General features: G+C 72.8%; 14 protein-coding genes. 5 read left to right on the top strand and 9 right to left on the bottom strand.

The window, feature by feature from the left end:
• Positions 1 to 26: 26 nt before the first annotated feature.
• Positions 27 to 455, bottom strand: a complete 429-nt coding sequence (locus B4U46_RS17430) for a pyridoxamine 5'-phosphate oxidase family protein (RefSeq protein WP_079428508.1) — start codon at positions 453 to 455, stop codon at positions 27 to 29.
• A gap of 346 nt (positions 456 to 801) precedes the next feature.
• Positions 802 to 1,461, bottom strand: a complete 660-nt coding sequence (locus tag B4U46_RS17425) for a response regulator (RefSeq protein WP_045950154.1) — start codon at positions 1,459 to 1,461, stop codon at positions 802 to 804.
• Positions 1,462 to 1,786: 325 nt separating this feature from the next.
• On the opposite strand from B4U46_RS17425, the gene pdhA reads away from it, so the two are divergent.
• The 4 genes from pdhA to B4U46_RS17405 all read left to right on the top strand — a co-directional run bounded on the left by pdhA (position 1,787) and on the right by B4U46_RS17405 (position 6,362).
• Positions 1,787 to 3,004 carry a pyruvate dehydrogenase (acetyl-transferring) E1 component subunit alpha gene (gene pdhA / locus B4U46_RS17420; protein WP_079428506.1) on the top strand — a complete coding sequence of 406 codons (1,218 nt, stop codon included), beginning with the start codon at positions 1,787 to 1,789 and terminating at the stop codon, positions 3,002 to 3,004.
• Positions 3,004 to 3,984, top strand: a complete 981-nt coding sequence (locus B4U46_RS17415) for an alpha-ketoacid dehydrogenase subunit beta (protein WP_079428504.1) — start codon at positions 3,004 to 3,006, stop codon at positions 3,982 to 3,984. Before pdhA ends, B4U46_RS17415 begins: the two co-directional genes overlap by 1 nt.
• 13 nt (positions 3,985 to 3,997) lie before the next feature.
• Positions 3,998 to 5,467: a dihydrolipoamide acetyltransferase family protein gene (locus tag B4U46_RS17410; RefSeq protein WP_079428502.1), complete on the top strand. Its 1,470-nt coding sequence runs from the start codon at positions 3,998 to 4,000 to the stop codon at positions 5,465 to 5,467.
• Between the two features lie 130 nt (positions 5,468 to 5,597).
• The gene (locus tag B4U46_RS17405) at positions 5,598 to 6,362 is read left to right on the top strand and encodes a hypothetical protein (protein WP_079428500.1); all 765 of its coding nucleotides are present in this window, start codon (positions 5,598 to 5,600) and stop codon (positions 6,360 to 6,362) included.
• Between the two features lie 55 nt (positions 6,363 to 6,417).
• Here B4U46_RS17405 and B4U46_RS17400 read toward each other — a convergent pair whose 3' ends face one another.
• On the bottom strand, positions 6,418 to 7,107 hold the full coding sequence (locus B4U46_RS17400) for a TetR/AcrR family transcriptional regulator (protein ID WP_079428498.1): 690 nt from the start codon (positions 7,105 to 7,107) through the stop codon (positions 6,418 to 6,420).
• A 137-nt stretch (positions 7,108 to 7,244) separates the two neighbouring features.
• Between B4U46_RS17400 and B4U46_RS17395 the strand changes: the two genes are divergently transcribed.
• Positions 7,245 to 8,651, top strand: coding sequence for a DHA2 family efflux MFS transporter permease subunit (locus B4U46_RS17395; protein WP_079428496.1), 1,407 nt, complete (start codon positions 7,245 to 7,247; stop codon positions 8,649 to 8,651).
• A 46-nt stretch (positions 8,652 to 8,697) separates the two neighbouring features.
• Here B4U46_RS17395 and B4U46_RS17390 read toward each other — a convergent pair whose 3' ends face one another.
• The 6 genes from B4U46_RS17390 to B4U46_RS17365 all read right to left on the bottom strand — a co-directional run bounded on the left by B4U46_RS17390 (position 8,698) and on the right by B4U46_RS17365 (position 14,915).
• A complete protein-coding gene (locus B4U46_RS17390; protein ID WP_079428494.1) occupies positions 8,698 to 9,861 on the bottom strand; it encodes an SMP-30/gluconolactonase/LRE family protein in 1,164 nt (387 codons plus the stop codon).
• A 10-nt stretch (positions 9,862 to 9,871) separates the two neighbouring features.
• Entirely contained in the window at positions 9,872 to 10,936 is a 1,065-nt protein-coding gene (locus B4U46_RS17385; RefSeq protein ID WP_079428492.1) for a gluconolaconase, read from the bottom strand.
• Between the two features lie 412 nt (positions 10,937 to 11,348).
• Complete coding sequence (locus tag B4U46_RS17380; RefSeq protein WP_208949815.1) at positions 11,349 to 12,500, bottom strand: hypothetical protein; 1,152 nt, start codon at positions 12,498 to 12,500, stop codon at positions 11,349 to 11,351.
• A gap of 116 nt (positions 12,501 to 12,616) precedes the next feature.
• Positions 12,617 to 13,030 (bottom strand): PPOX class F420-dependent oxidoreductase, encoded by a 414-nt coding sequence (locus B4U46_RS17375; RefSeq protein WP_079428490.1) that lies wholly within the window; start codon positions 13,028 to 13,030, stop codon positions 12,617 to 12,619.
• Positions 13,031 to 13,104: 74 nt separating this feature from the next.
• Complete coding sequence (locus B4U46_RS17370; protein ID WP_079428488.1) at positions 13,105 to 14,310, bottom strand: DUF1266 domain-containing protein; 1,206 nt, start codon at positions 14,308 to 14,310, stop codon at positions 13,105 to 13,107.
• 62 nt (positions 14,311 to 14,372) lie between these two features.
• Complete coding sequence (locus B4U46_RS17365) at positions 14,373 to 14,915, bottom strand: isochorismatase family protein (RefSeq protein WP_079428486.1); 543 nt, start codon at positions 14,913 to 14,915, stop codon at positions 14,373 to 14,375.
• Positions 14,916 to 14,920: the final 5 nt, after the last annotated feature.

The following is a 14,920-nucleotide window of genomic DNA, read 5'->3' as shown; positions in this document are numbered from 1 at the left end:
TTCACATCCGCTCGCCTTTCCGGCCGTCAGTGCGCGTGCAGGCGGGGCCGGTCGCAGCGACCGGCATTTTGCGCCCCGAGGGTGTGCACGGTGACCAGCTGGGGTTCGATGCGCATGTACACCGGATCGAACACCTCCCCGTCCACGAAATGCGGTGCCGGGCCGAATAGTTCCAGTTCCGCGGTGGTCGGTTCGGTGAGCTGCGCCGTGCCCGTGACCTGCACGGACCAGAGCCGGGGCGCGCCCGAATTGACGTTGTCGGCCCCGTAGGAGACCACGCTTCCATTGCAGGCGTGGTGATAGCCGAAACCGGCGTGCATTCTCAGGACGATCCTGCCGCCCACCACGATGTGACGGGCGACGGCGAGGAACGGGAGCGCGCGCATGCTGGTGGCGACGCGGCCGTACGGCACACGGCGCAGCATTTCGACGGCGTTTATTTCCTCCGGTGACATGCGACCACTCTCGGGCCCCGGCGGGCGGCCGGGAAAGAGGAGCCCGCCCCGATCACCGAGGACGTTGGTCCCGAATCGAACCATGTGCCGCGGGGAAGCGGGCGGCCACGGGGCGTCACCCTCGAAGGCCGCCCGAGATCTCGTCGACGTCCACTCGGCGCCCGCTCGTGAAGCGCTCGAACAGGGTTGCGCCCCGCGCGGCGCCCCGTCGCGGAGGCCTCGCCTCCGCTCGACGCCGGATCGAGCGCTTCTCGCGCGGCCTTGGCTCCGGGTCGAGCGCCTCTCGCGCCGTCTCGCGTCCGGATCGAGCGCCTCTCGCGCCGTCTCGGGGCCGGGTCGAGTGCGGCTAGCGCTTCTCCGCCTGGAGGCGGGCGACGTACGCGGCGGCCTGGGAGCGGCGCTCCATGCCCAGCTTCGACAGCAGGCTGGAGACGTAGTTCTTGATGGTCTTCTCGGCCAGGTGCAGCCGCTCGCCGATGACCCGGTTCGTCAGGCCCTCGCCGATCAGGTCGAGGATCTTGCGCTCCTGCTCGGTGAGGTTCGCGAGCCGGTCGTCGCCCTTGCCGTTCTTGCCGTCGCGCAGCCGTTCCAGCACCCGCGCGGTCGCCACCGGGTCCAGCAGGGACTTGCCCGCCGCCACGTCGCGCACCGCGCTGAGCAGCTCGTTCCCCCGGATGGCCTTGAGGACGTAGCCCGAGGCGCCCGCCATGATCGCGTCGAACAGCGCCTCGTCGTCGGCGAACGAGGTGAGCATCAGGCACTTGATGTCCTCGTCCTGCGAGCGGACCTCGCGGCACACCTCGACACCGCTGCCGTCCGGCAGGCGCACGTCGAGCACGGCCACGTCGGGGCGGGTCGCCGGGATGCGGACCAGGGCGTCCGCGGCGGTACCGGCCTCGCCGACGATCTCGATGTCCTCTTCGACCGACAAAAGCTCATGAACGCCCCGACGTACTACTTCGTGGTCGTCCAGGAGAAATACCTTGATTTTTCCGTTTTCGCGCACAAGCTCATCTTCACACACTCACCTCTTCCCTGCCGGAGTTACCCGGGATAACGTGCCGTTGTTCCGGCCCCCTGCAAGGCTGTGACCAGTGGTTGTTCCCGCAGCGGCCGATTTACTTGGATATCCAAGCAAAATCGCAGGTCAAACGGGGTTTCGCAGTTATGCGTCGCACTGGGTAACGTGCTGTGCGCAGGGCACTCGCCGGGGCACCTGTCACGCCTGAATCCGAATCGCGCCGTGCACCCACCCCGTGTGCGGGTACGGATACAGGTGAGCCGCACTGGTCCCCGGAGAACCCGGGTGCCGGACCGACGGAGGAGCACACGTGACCGTGGAGAGCACTGCCGCGCGCAAGCCGCGACGCAGCAGCGGCACCAAGCGGGCGGCAGGCGCGGCGAGCGCCCGCAAGACCGCCGCTGCCACCGCACAGCCGCACGACGCCGAGCCTCAGCTCGTACAACTGCTGACGCCCGAGGGTGAACGGGTCGAGGTCGACAGCCACCCCGAGGTGGCCGAGTTCGCGGCCTTCGTCGCGGACGTCACCACCGAGGACCTGCGCGGCCTGTACCGCGACATGGTCCTGACCCGCCGCTTCGACGGCGAGGCGACCGCCCTCCAGCGCCAGGGCGAGCTGGGCCTGTGGGCCTCGCTGCTGGGCCAGGAGGCCGCCCAGATCGGCTCCGGCCGGGCACTCCGCGACGACGACTACGTCTTCCCGACCTACCGCGAGCACGGTGTGGCCTGGTGCCGCGGCGTCGACCCGACGAACCTGCTCGGCATGTTCCGCGGCGTGAACCACGGCGGCTGGGACCCGAACACCAACAACTTCCACCTCTACACGATCGTCATCGGCTCGCAGACGCTGCACGCGACCGGTTACGCCATGGGCGTGGCCAAGGACGGCGCGGACTCCGCGGTCATCGCCTACTTCGGCGACGGCGCCTCCAGCCAGGGCGACGTGATGGAGGCCTTCAACTTCTCGGCCGTCTACAACTCCCCCGTGGTGTTCTTCTGCCAGAACAACCAGTGGGCGATCTCCGAGCCGACCGAGCGCCAGATGCGCGTGCCGCTCTACCAGCGCGCCCAGGGCTTCGGCTTCCCCGGCATCCGCGTCGACGGCAACGACGTCCTCGCCTGCCTGGCCGTCACCCGCTGGGCGCTGGACCGCGCCCGCCGCGGCGAGGGCCCGGCCCTGATCGAGGCGTTCACGTACCGCATGGGCGCCCACACCACCTCCGACGACCCGACGAAGTACCGCGCGGACGAGGAGACGGCGGCCTGGGAGGCGAAGGACCCGATCCTGCGCCTGAAGGCCCACCTGCTGGCCTCCGGCGGCGCCGACGAGGCGTTCTTCGAGGAGCTGGAGGCGGAGAGCGAAGCCCTCGGCAAGCGGGTCCGCGAGGTCGTGCGCGCCATGCCCGACCCGGACACCATGGCGATCTTCGAGAACGTCTACGCGGACGGGCACGCGCTCGTCGACGAGGAGCGCGCCCAGTTCGCCGCCTACCTCGCTTCCTTCGAGCCGGCCGAGGAGGGTCACTGATGGCTGTCGAGAAGATGTCGATCGCGAAGGCGCTCAACGAGTCGCTGCGCAAGGCCATGGACACCGACCCCAAGGTCCTGATCATGGGCGAGGACGTCGGCAAGCTGGGCGGTGTCTTCCGCATCACCGACGGGCTGCAGAAGGACTTCGGCGAGGAGCGGGTCATCGACACCCCGCTGGCCGAGTCCGGCATCGTCGGCACCGCCATCGGCCTGGCCCTGCGCGGCTACCGGCCGGTCGTGGAGATCCAGTTCGACGGGTTCGTCTTCCCCGCGTACGACCAGATCGTCACGCAGCTCGCGAAGATGCACGCCCGCGCCCTCGGCAAGATCAAGCTGCCGGTCGTCGTCCGCATCCCCTACGGCGGCGCCATCGGCGCGGTCGAGCACCACAGCGAGTCCCCCGAAACGCTCTTCGCGCACGTCGCGGGCCTGAAGGTGGTCTCCCCGTCGAACGCCAGCGACGCGTACTGGATGCTCCAGCAGGCGATCCTCAGCGACGACCCGGTGATCTTCTTCGAGCCGAAGCGCCGCTACTGGGACAAGGGCGAGGTCGACACCGACGCCATCCCGGGCGAGCTGCACAAGGCACGGGTGGTCCGCGAGGGCGCCGACCTCACCCTGGCCGCGTACGGCCCGATGGTGAAGGTCTGCCTGGAGGCGGCGGCCGCGGCCGCCGAGGAGGGCAAGTCGGTCGAGGTCCTGGACCTGCGCTCGATGTCCCCGATCGACTTCGACGGGATCCAGGCCTCGGTGGAGAAGACCCGCCGGCTGGTCGTGGTCCACGAGGCCCCGGTCTTCCTCGGCACCGGTTCCGAGATCGCCGCCCGCATCACGGAGCGGTGCTTCTACCACCTGGAGGCGCCGGTGCTGCGCGTCGGCGGCTTCCACGCCCCGTACCCGCCGGCCCGCCTGGAGGACGAGTACCTGCCCGGCCTGGACCGCGTGCTCGACGCCGTCGACCGCTCGCTGGCGTTCTGAGGAGAGCCGCCCCATGACGATCCGCGAATTCAAGATGCCCGACGTGGGCGAGGGCCTGACCGAGGCCGAGATCCTCAAGTGGTACGTCCAGCCGGGTGACACGGTCACCGACGGGCAGGTCGTCTGCGAGGTGGAGACGGCGAAGGCGGCCGTGGAGCTGCCGATCCCCTTCGACGGGGTGGTGCACGCGCTGCTCTTCGAAGAGGGCGTGACGGTCGACGTCGGCCAGGTGATCATCTCCGTCGAGACCGGCGGGGCCGGCGCGACGGAGGCCCCGGCCGCCGCTGCCGCCGCCCCGGCCGCCCCTGAGGCGGCCGAGGAGCCGGCGCCCGAGGGCCGCCAGCCCGTGCTGGTGGGCTACGGGGTCTCCCAGTCCTCCACGAAGCGCCGCCCGCGCAAGGCGGTGGCGGGTGCCCCCGCCGCCGCTCCGGTCGCCGCCCCCGTGGTGCCGGCCCCCGCCGCCCCGGCGCCCGTCGTGCCCGCTCCGGCGGCGCAGAACGGCACCGCGTACGCCAACGGCCACGGTGCGGCCACCGCCGAGCGGCCGCTCGCCAAGCCGCCCGTGCGCAAGCTCGCCAAGGACCTCGGCATCGACCTGGCCTCGGTGGTCCCCACCGGTGACGGCGGTGTCGTGACCCGCGAGGACGTGCACGCCGCCGCCGCGGCCGCGCTCGCCCCGCAGGCCCCCGCCCAGGTCCCGGCCCCGGCCGCGGCCCCCGCGCCCGTCCAGGCCCCCGTGGCGGCCCCCGCCGAGGCGGCCGCGGCCGTGGCGGCGCCGGGCGCGCGGGAGACCCGTATCCCGGTCAAGGGCGTCCGCAAGGTCACCGCCCAGGCCATGGTCGGCTCCGCCTTCACCGCCCCGCACGTCACCGAGTTCATCACCCTCGACGTGACGCGCACGATGAAGCTGGTCCAGGAGCTCAAGGACGACCCGGACCTCGCGGGGCTCCGGATCAACCCGTTGCTCCTGATCGCCAAGGCGGTCCTCGTCGCCATCCGCCGCAACCCGGACGTCAACGCGTCCTGGGACGAGGCGGCCCAGGAGATCGTGCTCAAGCACTACGTGAACCTGGGCATCGCGGCGGCCACCCCGCGCGGGCTGATCGTCCCGAACATCAAGGACGCCCACGCCAAGACGCTGGCCGAGCTGTCCACCTCCCTGTCGGACCTGGTCGCGACGGCCCGCGAGGGCAAGACCTCCCCGGCCGACATGCAGAACGGCACCATCACCATCACCAACGTCGGCGTGTTCGGGGTCGACACCGGTACGCCCATCCTGAACCCCGGCGAGTCCGCGATCCTCGCGGTCGGCGCGATCAAGCTCCAGCCGTGGGTCCACAAGGGCAAGGTGAAGCCGCGTCAGGTCACCACCCTGGCCCTGTCGTTCGACCACCGCCTGATCGACGGCGAACTGGGCTCCAAGTTCCTCGCCGACATCGCGGCGGTCCTGGAGCACCCGCGCCGGCTGGTCACCTGGTCGTAGCCGCACGGGCAGCCGACACCCGCCGATGGCCGGGCCCCTCCGCAGGGAGGGTGCCCGGCCATCGGGCGTTCGCGGGCCGGGTGGTGGGAAGCCGGCCCCGCCCGGGCCCCGGGGCGGTAGCCTCCCGGCCATGCCCATCGCCGAGTTGCAGGTGTATCGCGTCGAGGAGGCCGACGTCACCGGCGGACTGTGCCTCGTCCGGTGCGTCGGCGGCACGGCCCGGTCCGGGCAGGTGTACGCGGCGGGCCAGTCGCGGGTCTGGCTGCGCGGGATAGAGCGGCACGGGCGCGCGGTCGACGCCTTCGGCGCCGGCCACACCGCCCGGGTCCGCCTCGCCGGACCGGTGGTCGCGCTGCTCAGCCGGGGCCAGGTGCTGACCTCCGTACCGCCCGACGGGCACGGCCTCGCGGAACTGGAGGCCTGGCTGGCCACCGGTCCCCCGCTCGCGGACGAACCCCTGCCGCGAACGCTGCGCTCCCTGGCCATCGGGGGGATGCAGGACGAGCGGCTGCCGGAGGGGGTACGGCTGCGCTGGGGCCGGGTGGCCCTGGCGGCGGCGTACCGCTGCGCGGCGGCGGAGGGGGCGTCCGGCCTGGTGCGGGGGATCGAGCTGGCCTTCGTACGGGCCTACCTGCTGCGGGAGTTCGGCCCCGGGCCGGGCGGGGACCCGGCCGCCGTGTGCCGGGAGGCGCTCGCGCTGATCGACCTCACCCCGGCGGAGGCGGCCGCGCGGGCCCGCGTCTGGCGTGAGCTGCCCCGGGAGCGGATCGTGCACCTGCGGCGGATCAGGCACCTCGTGCGGTGGACCGGCGCGGCCCGGCCGTACCTGGCGCCGGGCGACCCGCTGGCCCTGGCCTTGGACGCCTGGTCACGGGTGGGGAGGGAGCTGCCCTGAGATCCCGTCCGCCCCGCCGCGGCCCGTGCACGCCCGAAGCGGACGTGACGGGGCCTCAGCGGACGCGGTAGGCACGCACGAAGGCCGCGGTGCCGCCCCGGACGATCCGGTCGGTCTGCGCCGGGGACAGGGGCAGGACCCCGTAGTGGGAGAGCTGCGCGACGGAGGTGGAGGTCAGCGCCGTGAAGTGGGCGCCCGCCAGTGCCGCGTCGCCGTGCAGGTCGAGCAGCCCGGCCCGCTCCAGGGCCGCCAGGGCATCGGCGAGGGCGTCGGCGACCGGGCCGGGGCCCGCGGCCTTCCAGGCGGCCAGCACCTCGGGCGGCACGTGGTCGGCCTCGGCGTGGATGTGGCGGACGAGGGCGAAGTGGTCGGGGTGTTCCACCATCACGTCGATCAGCGCGCGGGCGACGGCGGTCAGGTCCCGTTCCAGGTTGTCCGGGTGGGGCGGGCGCCCGGGGTCCAGCAGGGCGCGCACGACGGCCACGTGGGCGTCGCGCACCTCGCCCGAGCTCCAGGTGACCACGGCGCGGAAGAGCTCCGACTTGCCGCCGGGGAAGTGGTTGTAGAGCGTCCGCGTCGAGACGCCGGCCGCCGCGGCGAGGGCGTCGACGGACGCGCGCGCGTACCCCTCGCGGCCGAAGACCGCGCAGGTGGGGCGGGCGAGGGCGATCCGTCTGGCCTGCTTGCGGGGCGGGAGCACGTCCGCCGTCCCCTCCGGTCCGCGGTCCGGGGCTTCCCCCTCCATCACGCCTCCAGCGTCTCTCGACCCGTTCTCTACAACGGTCGTTGTGCCTTTTACAACGGTCGTTGTACTTTACCGGAGGGCCGCACAAACAAACCAAATGGTCTGGTTCACCGTTCTCCAGGGAGGGACGTCGCACGATGCCGACCACACCCACCGCCGAGGACTCGCCCGCCGCATTAGGGACCGCGCCCGGGCAGCTCGGGCGCATCCTCACCGTCGTGATCACCGGCGCCGTCATGTCCGTCCTCGACATGACGATCGTCAACGTGGCCCTCGACAGGCTCTCCGAGTCCTTCGGGGCCCCGCTGGAGACCATCCAGTGGACCGCCACCGCCTACACCCTGGCCCTGGCGGCCGTCATCCCGGCGGCCGCCTGGGCGATGGGCCGGATCGGAGCCAAGCGCACCTACCTGACGGCCCTGTCCCTGTTCACCCTCGGCTCCCTGCTCGCGGCCTGTGCGTGGAACGCCGGCAGCCTGATCGCCTTCCGCGCCGTCCAGGGGCTCGGCGGCGGGCTGCTGATGCCGGTCGGCATGACGATGGTGATGCGGGCCGCCGACCGCAACCGGCTCGGGCGGGCCATGGCCCTGCTGGGGCTGCCCGTGCTGGTCGGCCCGGTGGCCGGGCCGGTGCTGGGCGGCTGGCTGATCGACACCGCCTCCTGGCAGTGGATCTTCCTCGTCAACCTGCCCGTCGGAGCGGCCGCCCTGATACTCGCGGCGAAGCTGCTGCGCCCGGATTCCCCCCCGGGTGCGGCGGCTTCGCCGCGGCTCGACCTGCCGGGACTGCTGAGCCTGTCCCCGGGCCTCGCGCTGCTCCTGTACGGGCTGTCCCGGGGCGGCGGGAGCGGTGCGTTCCTCTCCCCGGGGGTGCTGCTGCCCCTGCTGGGCGGGGCCGTCCTCGTCGCGGCCTTCGTGCGGCGCGCCCTGCGCGTGCCGGAGCCCCTGCTCGACCTGCGGCTGCTGGGCGACCGCACCTTCGCCGCCGCCATCGGCACGCTCGCGCCGTTCACTTGCGGCTACTTCGGCTCGATGCTGCTGGCCCCGGTGTACTGGCAGCAGGCGCGCGGACTGAGCGCGAGCGCGGCGGGGCTGCTGGTGGCGCCCGTCGGGCTCGTGGTCGGGACGACCATGCAGATCGCCTCCCGGCGCGTGGACCGGGTCGCCCCGCGCCGGCTGATCCCCGCCGGGGTGGCGGTGGCGGCCCTCGGCATGCTGCTCACCGGGCTGCGGACCGGCACGGCGGGGGTGCCGGGGTGGCAGGTCGTGGGCTCGCTGATGGTGATGGGCGTCGGCGCCGGGATGGTGCTGATGCCGACGATGACCACCGCCGGCCGGGACCTGCCTGCCGCCCGCATGGCGGCGGCGAGCACGGCCCTCAGCATCAACTCCCAGCTGTGCGCCTCGGTCGGAACGGCTCTGACCTCGGTGGTCCTGGGCGCGGCGGGCACCACCCCGTCCGGCTTCCGCACCGCGTACGCGGTCGCGGCGGGCCTCCTCGCCCTGTCCCTCCTCCCGGCCCTGCGGCTGCCGGGGCGGCGCTGAGCCCCGGGGTGTCGGCCGGACACCCCGGGGCCCCGGCCCCCGGCCCCTACGGCACGACCTTGCCGACGCCGCCCAGGGCCTGGACGGCACTCCGGTCGATCTGCCACAGCCGGCCTTCGCGGTTGGTGACGTAGATCCAGCCGTTCACGGTGTCCAGGGTGAGCCCCTCGCAGGTCTCCAGGCCGGAGGCCACCACCCGCTGGGCGCCGTCGGCGAGGGTGATCTCGTAGAGGCGACCGCCCGCGTGGTCGATGGTGTAGGCCCGGCCGGAGCCGTCGAGCGCCACGCGGATGGTCGTGGCGCCGGTGAGGGCGGTCAGGACGCGGTACGTCCGCTTGGCCAGGTCCACCTCGAACAGCTTGCCGCCGTTGTCCTTCTGGCCGATGTACGCCTTGCCGTCGCCGGACAGGGCGACCCCGCCGATGCCCTGTCCCAGCCCGGAGAGGAGCGTGGTCTTCTGCCCGCCCGGCAGGGCCACCTCGATCAGCTGCCCGTCGGTCCAGTTGGCGACGTACGCCTTGCGCGCCGCGGTGTCCAGCGCCACGCCGTACGCGCCGGGGACGTCGGCCACCTTGGCGGAGGTGCCGCCGGCCAGGTCCACCACGAGCAGCCGTCCGCCGCTCCAGTCGGTGGTGTAGGCCTTGCCCGCCGCCGTGTCGAGCGCCACGTCACCGAGGTCGCCCAGGCCGCTGGCGACCACGCGCTGGGCGCCGGTGTCCGGCTTCACCGCGATGAGCCGCTGGCCGCCCCGGTCGGCGACGTACACCGGGCTCCCCGACGGGTCGACCGCCACGCCCTCGGAGGTGCCCAGGCCCGTCGCGATCAGGGAGTAGCTCCGCTTGTTGGCGATGAGCTTGGACAGCTCCTCCAGCTTGGGCATGTCCTCGTCGCGGATGGAGACCTTCGGCGGCCCGAACGCCTTGGAGGCCGAGGAGGCCATCGCCGTCGCGGACCCGGGGTTCTCGGTGACCTGCCGCTGGGCGGCCGCCACGCCCTGGGTGCTCTGGAAGAGCGGCCCGAGGAAGCCCATGACGTCGAAGGCCCCGTGCGCGGTCTGGCGTACGAGCCACGGGTCCCGCTCGCTCTCCAGCCTGCGCACCTCCTCCGAGACGCTCCCGGCTCCCGGGGTGTCCCGGTCCAGCTTCTGCGCGGACTGGTCGGCGGAACCGGCCTGGTCCCCGCCGTTGTCGAAGATGTTCTTGAAGGACATGGCTTCCCCCCTAGAGCGGCTGCTTCTGCGTCTGGTAGTCGAGGATCTCCGGCTGGAACACCCGGTGTTCGCCGGTGCGGACGGCGACGGTTTCGGCGATGCCCTTCTGCAGGAACCGCTTTCCCTCGTCGGCCAGGTCGAAGCGGCTGGAGTCGAGGTCGGCCTCGCCGAGCTTCCACGCGATGACCTTGGAGTACCGGGGCTCGGCGCCCTGCTTGCCGGTCTCCTTCACCTCGACCGGCTCGGGGTAGTACAGGGCGGCCCAGCCGCCGAAGGTGACGGGGAACTCGTAGGCGAACTGCCGGATCTCGCGCCGGGTGGTGGCCATCACGTCGGCCCGGCTCTTGATCAGGAAGCTGACCGTGGAGACGTGCTTCCACTCGGTCGTCAGCGATCCGCTGACGGAGCCGGTGATCCCGAGCGCCAGCTCGCCCCACAGCTCGCCGGTGCCGGTCACGGAACTCGTGGCGGTGGTGTTGCTGGTCGCCTCGGTCTGGGTCTCCGTGTTGACGCCCTGGTTGTCCTTGCTGTTGAGCAGGGTGGTCTTCTGGTACTGCTTCATCTCCATGCTCTTGGCCATCTGCTGCTGGAGCGAGGCGATGGACTTCGCGCCGAAGGTGAGCTTCACCTCCCCCTGGAGGGACCAGCTGATCGTGTTCGAGACGGTGAACTCGACCGTGTCCGTCACGGTGATCTCGATCGGGTCGGTCCCGTTGACGTACGTCTGCCTGGAGACCATGTCGGGGGGCGGCTGGCGGACGTCCCCGATCTCCTCGATGACCGGCACGCCGACGTTCATGAAGGCCCGCCAGCCGCGGTCCTGCGCGGTCGGCTCCTCCGCGGGGAAGTCGCCGTAGCGCTCCTTGTTCAGCGAGAACCCGATGGGGTCGAGCGGCTGCCCCTCGCCCTGCCGGTTCCGCTTGAACACCCCCCTGCGCAGGTTCCGCTCCAGGATCCCGGCGGCCCTGGCGCCGATGTCCAGTTCCTTCTGGTTCTTCGTGGTCAGCGGATGCCGCATGAACACGTCATTGATATAGGCCGTGCCCACATCGTTCCGCGCGCTGCCCTGTCCCATGCCCTCGTCCCCTCCCTGTGTCGCAGGACGGTGACGCTACGCAACCGGCGGGCGGGGCGGCAGCGCCCGGAACCGGCCACGGGGGGATATCCGGACAGACGCCGCTGACCATGGAGTTGATCACGGTCGGAGAGTGGCGCACCCGGGCCGGAGGGCCGTCCCGGGTGCGCATTTACTTGATCATCCGAGGCCAAGATCACGGAGCGGGCTCCCGGGCCGGCGGCCCGGCCGCGCGCCGCGGGTGTCCGGATCCACCGCCCCGGGGGTGTCTGGCGGTAGCCGGGCCGCCGCTTCCGCCCGGAACCCGCCTCGGCCGTACGTTCGACCGGACCCTGTGTGCCGCCGCGGGCGGCGTGCCGGGCGGGCGGCTGCCGGGGCGGCGGCGGGGGTTGGGGCGGGGCGGGGGCGGGCCCTAGCGGTGGCGCGCGTGGACCAGCCGTTCCAGGCCGGGGGCCAGGCGCAGGCGGAGGGCGGCGTGGCCGACGGGGACGGCGTGCTTCGTGGGAGCGGGGTGCGTCACGGGGGCCGGGAGGGTCGTGTGGACCGCGCCCCGTCCCGGACGGGCCTGGACGCGGCCGACCGCACTGGCCAGCAGTTCGCCGAACCAGATGTTCCGGTCGGGCCCGGTCGCGATGTTGAAGGGCACCTTCGCCTCGCCCCCCGGCACGGTGTACTCGGTGATCGCACCGTCGTGGCCGATCCGGCCGATGCGGCCGGACTGCACGGCGTACCACATGTGCCCGTCCGGGCCGCGGGTGATGTCGTAGACCTGGTAGTCGGGGACGGGCACCGGGAAGAGCTCGACCGCACCGCGCGCGGTGACGCGCCCGACCGCGTTCAGCCCGCTCGCGGTGAACCACATTCCGCCGGGGCCGGCCGCGATGCCGGAGGGGAAGGCGGAGTCGTTCGCCAGCGGGTACTCGGTGACGCTGCCGGAGCGGCTGATCCTGCCGATCTTGCCGCCGAACAGCTCGGTGAACCACAGCGAGCCGTCCGGGGCGGCCGCGATGTAGTACGGAACGCTGTCCGGCGTGGGGACGGGGTACTCCGTCACCCGGCCGTCGGTGGTCATCCGTCCGATGGAGTTCGTCCCCGGCTCGGTGAACCACAGGGCGCGGTCGGCGCCCAGCGCGATGCCCGTGGGGAAGCGGTCCGTGCCGGGCAGCGGGAACTCGGTGACCTGGCCCTTCGTGGTGATCCGGCCGATCTTGCCGACGCTCCCCTCGGTGAACCACAGGGCCCGGTCGGGGCCCTTGGCGATGCCCTGGGGGAAGCTGTCGGGGGTCGGCAGCGGGTACTCGGTGACGGCGCCGCGGGTGGTGAGGCGGGCGATCCGGTTGACCCCGGACTCGGCGACCCACACCGCCCCGTCCGGGCCGGCCGTGAGGCCGGCGGGGTAGCTGTCGGGGGTGGTGAGCGGGTACTCCGTCACGTCTCCCACGTTCACCACGTGTCCCGACCCGGCCCGTGCCGGGACGGTGGCAGCGGTGAAGGCGAGCAGGGCGCCCAGGGAGGCGGTGAGCAGCGTGCGCAGGCGTCGGCGGATCCTCGGAGTGTGCGGCATGGGCCGGGGCCCCTCTCGGTGGGCGGCGGGCGGGCGGCATGGATCGGAATATCAGATTCCGCTCCGGGTCCGCCCCCGCCGCCCGCACGGCTCGCCGCGCGAACCGCCCGCCTGGCTCAGCCCTTGGCGGCGTTGCCGAGCACCTTGGACGGGGTGATGCGCACGACGACCCGTACGGCCCCGTCGGAGGCGTCCCCGTACTCCTTGCCGGCGCCCGGCCCCAGGTACTGCTCGGCGATCCGGACGGCGACGGCCCGGCCGGTGTCCTCGCTGACGGTGGCGGTGCCGCGGATCTCGGCGTACAGGTAGGGATTGGCCAGGTCGAACACGGTCAGCCCGACCCGGCCGTCCCGGACGAGGTTGCGCTCCTTGCGGCGGCCGCGCTCGGTGGAGACCAGCAGGTCGTCCCCGTCGCGGATCACCCAGACCACGGAACTCTGCGGACTGCCGTCGGGGTTGAGGGTGGAGAGCACGGCGGGGTGCGGGGAGTCGAGCAGCTGCCGCACGGTGTCGTTCAGGGCAATCGTCATGCCGTGCAGCCTAGTTGTGGGGCCCGCGGGGCACCGCCGTAGCGGACGCAGGACCGGGTACTACCCGAAGTCGGTCATTCCCACGGGATGTTGAGGAAGGGGCTGGCGGGGTCGGTGGTCAGCGTCAGGTGGGTGGCGAGGGAGGACTCGTACCAGCTCCCGAACTCCTCCTCGTCGAAGTGCAGGCAGCGGGCGAGCGCGTACCCGGCGGAGAAGTCCGTCCACGACCGGTACGCGCCCCGTGCCTTCTCGCCCGCGCGGAGCACGGCGCGCTCGGCGTCCTGGAGGGTGCCGTAGCGGCAGGCGACGCCCCAGCGGGCCATCTGCGAGGCCCGCCCGTAGTCCCACCCCTCGACCGAGCGCACCCAGCCGCCGGCCGGGAGGAGCCCGTCGGCGCGGAAGCGCTGCTCGTAGCGGGTGATCCGGCCGATGAGCCGCCGCACCCCGGCGATCTCGCCCTCGACCTCGGCGGCGGGGCGCGGCTCGGCGACGGTCACCCCGTCGGGGGTGAGGCGGGGCTGGGCGGCCTGCTCGGCGCTGCGGCGCAGGCTGACCTCGGCGGCGTGGCGCCAGTGCTCGACGTCGACCGGCCCGGCGAAGTCGGAGGCGAGGACGCGGCGCACGCGGAGCGCGAACTCCCAGACGGGGCTGACGACATCGGCGTTCAGCATGCGCTGGAGCACGCCCAGCCAGCCGGCGGCGTCGTCGATCTCCCACGAGGTGCGCAGGCGCTCGCGCTCGCGGGTGTAGCCGTTGCCGTGGTAGGCGAGGGCGTTCCAGAACTCGCCGTTGGACACCGCCAGGTGCGCCCCGACGGCCAGGCCGCGGGCCACGGGGCCGTGCAGCGGGCCGCCGGTGTACAGGGCGTGCACGGCGCCGGGGGCCAGGCCCCAGGAGGGGGCGGCGTCCCAGTGCGCGCGCCAGCGGGCGAGGTCGGCGGGGGTGGTCGTGAGGTACGCCTCGACGGGGCTGCCGGGGTTCACGGCGAGGTGGGAGGGGTCCCGGTGGTCCCAGGCGTTGGCGAACCAGGCGAGGCTCTGGCGGAGGTAGACGGTGTGCGCGTCGGGGGCGGGGAGCATGCCGCGGGTGTAGACGGCGAGGGTGTTGTCGGCGGCCCGGTGGAAGCGGGCCGCGGCGGGATCGGCGTCGACCTGCGCCCGGGGCTGCGGGAGGAACAGCTCGGCCCGCGCGAGGGCGTCCATGTAGGCGCCCCAGTCCCCGCGCGCCTTCGCCCCGTACAGCTCGCGCTCGATCACGCTCGGCGCCGTCCACTCGTCCACACGGGGACCCTATACGGGGGCCCGGCCAGCCCTCCTGGCCCCCCTCGCGAGGCCCTCGCCGCCTAAGCCGTCAGCGTGGCGGCGAAGCGGATCTCGGCCGCCGGTGTCACGGTGATGGAACGCCCGGCGTACTGGATGGCCGAGAAGGTCGCGTTGTGATGCGCGATCACCTGGGCGGCCGTCAGCGCGGCACCGGGCGGACGCTCCGGCGTGGTGTGTCCGTCCGAGACCATCACGAGGTCATAGCCACGGGAGAGCGCGGCGCGACTGGTGGAGTCGACGCAGTACTCGGTGGCGAAGCCGGTGACGATCACCCGACGCACTGCCCGCTCGTGGAGCAACTCGTCGAGCCCGGTGCCGAGGAAGGAGTCCGCGCTGTCCTTGTCCAGGACCACATCGCCGGGCCGGGGCGCCACCGCTGGATGGACATCGGCCAGGTCGGCGGGCACGTCATCGAGGCGTTGGCGCACGTAGACCACGGCTGCGCCGGCGGAGCGAGCCTGCTCGGCAAGGCGGCCGACCTTGAGCAGGCAGGCCTCGACGTCATGGGCGTCGTTCAGCAGGGCATCCTGCATGTCGATGACCAGCAGTGCGGTGTCATGCATCCCGG

The sequence above is a fragment of the Streptomyces katrae genome, assembly GCF_002028425.1.
In the GTDB taxonomy this organism is placed as follows: domain Bacteria; phylum Actinomycetota; class Actinomycetes; order Streptomycetales; family Streptomycetaceae; genus Streptomyces; species Streptomyces katrae_A.
Note: the sequence above shows the minus strand (reverse complement) of the source record. Positions and strands in the feature narration are given on the sequence as shown.

Excerpts from the sequence above, each read along its gene's own strand:
- B4U46_RS17430 (WP_079428508.1), bottom strand. The coding sequence starts at position 455 with ATGTCACCGGAGGAAATAAACGCCGTCGAAATGCTGCGCCGTGTGCCG.
- B4U46_RS17415 (WP_079428504.1), top strand. The coding sequence starts at position 3,004 with ATGGCTGTCGAGAAGATGTCGATCGCGAAGGCGCTCAACGAGTCGCTG.
- B4U46_RS17410 (WP_079428502.1), top strand. The coding sequence starts at position 3,998 with ATGACGATCCGCGAATTCAAGATGCCCGACGTGGGCGAGGGCCTGACC.
- B4U46_RS17405 (WP_079428500.1), top strand. The coding sequence starts at position 5,598 with ATGCCCATCGCCGAGTTGCAGGTGTATCGCGTCGAGGAGGCCGACGTC.
- B4U46_RS17400 (WP_079428498.1), bottom strand. The coding sequence starts at position 7,107 with ATGGAGGGGGAAGCCCCGGACCGCGGACCGGAGGGGACGGCGGACGTG.
- B4U46_RS17395 (WP_079428496.1), top strand. The coding sequence starts at position 7,245 with ATGCCGACCACACCCACCGCCGAGGACTCGCCCGCCGCATTAGGGACC.
- B4U46_RS17390 (WP_079428494.1), bottom strand. The coding sequence starts at position 9,861 with ATGTCCTTCAAGAACATCTTCGACAACGGCGGGGACCAGGCCGGTTCC.
- B4U46_RS17385 (WP_079428492.1), bottom strand. The coding sequence starts at position 10,936 with ATGGGACAGGGCAGCGCGCGGAACGATGTGGGCACGGCCTATATCAAT.
- B4U46_RS17380 (WP_208949815.1), bottom strand. The coding sequence starts at position 12,500 with ATGCCGCACACTCCGAGGATCCGCCGACGCCTGCGCACGCTGCTCACC.
- B4U46_RS17375 (WP_079428490.1), bottom strand. The coding sequence starts at position 13,030 with ATGACGATTGCCCTGAACGACACCGTGCGGCAGCTGCTCGACTCCCCG.
- B4U46_RS17365 (WP_079428486.1), bottom strand. The coding sequence starts at position 14,915 with ATGCATGACACCGCACTGCTGGTCATCGACATGCAGGATGCCCTGCTG.